4 protein-coding genes and 1 pseudogene are annotated in these 2654 nt (G+C 41.6%); 2 read left to right on the top strand and 3 right to left on the bottom strand.

Features of this window, described 5'->3' with window-relative positions; all coding sequences use genetic code 11:
• Positions 1–50: 50 nt before the first annotated feature.
• Positions 51–440, bottom strand: coding sequence for a MerR family transcriptional regulator (locus tag ALO_RS10715; RefSeq protein WP_004573391.1), 390 nt, complete (start codon positions 438–440; stop codon positions 51–53).
• Positions 441–565: 125 nt separating this feature from the next.
• On the opposite strand from ALO_RS10715, the gene ALO_RS10710 reads away from it, so the two are divergent.
• Positions 566–1330 carry an SDR family NAD(P)-dependent oxidoreductase gene (locus ALO_RS10710; RefSeq protein ID WP_004095571.1) on the top strand — a complete coding sequence of 255 codons (765 nt, stop codon included), beginning with the start codon at positions 566–568 and terminating at the stop codon, positions 1328–1330.
• A 54-nt stretch (positions 1331–1384) separates the two neighbouring features.
• Here ALO_RS10710 and ALO_RS23780 read toward each other — a convergent pair whose 3' ends face one another.
• Positions 1385–1582 carry a pentapeptide repeat-containing protein gene (locus tag ALO_RS23780; protein WP_072031837.1) on the bottom strand — a complete coding sequence of 66 codons (198 nt, stop codon included), beginning with the start codon at positions 1580–1582 and terminating at the stop codon, positions 1385–1387.
• A gap of 198 nt (positions 1583–1780) precedes the next feature.
• Positions 1781–1983: pseudogene (locus ALO_RS10705) on the bottom strand (VOC family protein); the annotation flags it as partial.
• Between the two features lie 321 nt (positions 1984–2304).
• Here ALO_RS10705 and ALO_RS10700 point away from each other — a divergent pair.
• Positions 2305–2654: hypothetical protein (locus ALO_RS10700; protein WP_004095563.1), on the top strand; the 350-nt coding region annotated here is incomplete at its 3' end.

Below are 2654 nucleotides of genomic sequence, written 5' to 3'. Positions count from 1 at the left end.
TAGAGTATACTCTAAGCTTCCGGGAACATTTATAAGGCTTGACTGCCTTTTTATTTATTCTCCTGTTTTGCAATAAATGAGCGTGAACCCTCATCGGTATTGTAAAATGCAATTTTTAAGTTCACTATGTTAAGATTCTTCTTTAATTCTTCGATCTGCCGAAGAATATCTTTACGGTGATTCTGCATTATTTCTTTCCGCAAATCAACTGATTCGGGTCCCTGCATGCATAGATCTATATATTGCCGGATCTCCTTGATTTGCATCCCTGTGTTTTTCAGGCAGCAAATCAGTTTTACCAAATCAAGATCTGTTTCGGAAAACTCTCTGTTCCCATTTTTACCCCGTGAAATAAAAGGTAAAAGTCCCTCTTTGTCGTAAAAACGGATCGTATATGGAGAAAGATCGCAAATCTTTGATATCTCGTTTATCGTATACATTGTAAATCTCCTTGAACATTTGTTAAAAATTCCTTGACTTAGATATAAGTCTAAGTGATACCATCAGTATAGGTCACACGGTAATAATTTTCAAGTCTAAAAAAGTAAAGTAAGGAGAATTTATTATGAGCGAAATTGTTAAAATTGCATTAGTAACAGGCGGGAGCCGCGGACTCGGAAAGAGTTCTGCACTGGCATTATCCCAAAAGGGAATGGATGTAATCATCACCTACAATAGCCAGAAGGACAAAGCGGACGCTGTCGTTCATGAAATTGAAGGCAACGGCCGTAAGGCTTTTGCCTTGAGGCTTGACGTGGGAGACGTATCATCACACAATGCCTTTGTCTCTCAAATATCGGAAGTACTGCAGAAAAAGTGGAATAAAAAATCTTTTGATTTCTTGATTAACAATGCGGGATTTGCCTATAACTCCGCGTTTGGCGAAACTAAGGAAGAACTGTTTGACAGAATGATGAATGTACACTTTAAAGGCGTATATTTTTTAACTCAAAGTCTTCTCCCCTACCTTGCCGACAACGGCAGAATTATTAATTTTTCTTCCGGCCTGGCACGTTTTACAACACCGGGATGGAGTGCTTATGCCTCAATGAAAGGCGCAGTGGAAGTGATGACACGGTATATGGCAAAAGAACTCGGTCCCAGGGGAATCCGTGTTAATACGGTGGCACCTGGAATTATTGATACCGACTTCCATCATGGCGCCCTGGATGCAGCACCGGGAATTAAAGAGAAGATCGGTACACAAATGGCGCTCGGCAGAATCGGGCAGCCGGAGGATATCGGAGGTGTTGTTGCTTCGCTTTGCAGCGATGAAACGGGTTGGATTACAGGAGAAAGAATCGAGACTTCCGGCGGCATGTTCCTGTAATCAAAACTGCTTATTACAGGCAAATAGAACAAATTACAAAAATTCCTGCAAATATCAAAACATTTGCAGGATTTTTGACTCATCGGGTCCTTTATTGTTTAATGTCCCGTAATACCGTTCCGGAAACCTGGCTTGTCTAAGTTTGGCGTCGCGGAAATCGCAGCCGGTGCAATCAGCGTTCTCAAAATCGGCGCCACTCAGGTCGGCGCCGCTGAAATTGCAGTTTTGCAAATTTGACCCTGAAAAATCCACCTGTTTTAAATTGGCCTCAGTAACGGGTGTCGCGGGGACGGAGTTGTTGACACCATTTACCGAGAGAAGATGAAGGAGAATCGGGAGTTACTCAAGGGATTAAAAGAAGAAGAACGTGTCAATAACCCGCATCCCCATGTCACCTGACAGGGGTTGTATTTTTAAAAAAACAACATCCCCGGCCCCTGTTTTACCCCTGTACCCGCCCCAGAAAACTTGCTGTGCTCTTGGGCGATAACCGCACCTGCTTTTTTCGCAAGTTCCATAACTTCATGCACCTCGGCCTCGCTTTTCACGTTGTAAGCCAGTGTAATTCCGGCGAACCCTGCGGCGATCTGCGGTGGGTTTTTCTCGTTAATATCTTCTGCAAGAAGCGTCAACGGATACAGTTCAAATTTTGTGCGGGACGGGGTTGTTGACAACTCGCTTATGCTTTTAAAACAATCCCTCTATTAATTCCCGTCAGTCTTTCATTTTGCCGAATGGATAAATGATGCCTCTCTTTGAGTATTCTTATATATGTATTTCTGTTTGAATATCAAGTTGCTGCAAATCTATTGCATTTTTTAAATGACACTCGTTGCACTTTTAGGGGGGGACTTGACAGGGCATCATTGGCATAGTGGAATTAGACCGCTTGCTATGGCAGGCGATCTAATTTGAAGGGCTTTTATTTCTTTTTGTCGAATGATGAAAAAACGTTGAGAAGGAGTATTTTCAATATGCAGGAACAGACTATTAAGGTTTGTGTGAAAACAGAGCTAAAAGATTATTATGCACTTGCAAGCGTAATTCGTGGCAAGTGGCAGATACCGACGAATATCATATTTAGCCTTGCAGCAATAATTGCAATACTTATTGGTCAATATTCATCGGCAAGTATCCTTATTATTCTTATTGTATGTAATCATCTTTGGACTAAATTGCAAGATAGGAAGATTTACGAGTCTAATAAAATAGGTCAAAAAGAAAGATGGTATACTATTTCAGAGAATGGCATTATAATTGCTAGCCTCGATGGTAATAGTACATCTTACGTAGAATGGACTGAGATGTATGGGGCCAGGCAAAA

Source organism: Acetonema longum DSM 6540, assembly GCF_000219125.1.
Taxonomy (GTDB): Bacteria; Bacillota; Negativicutes; order Sporomusales; family Acetonemataceae; genus Acetonema; species Acetonema longum.
This window is presented reverse-complemented; position numbering and strand designations above follow the sequence as displayed.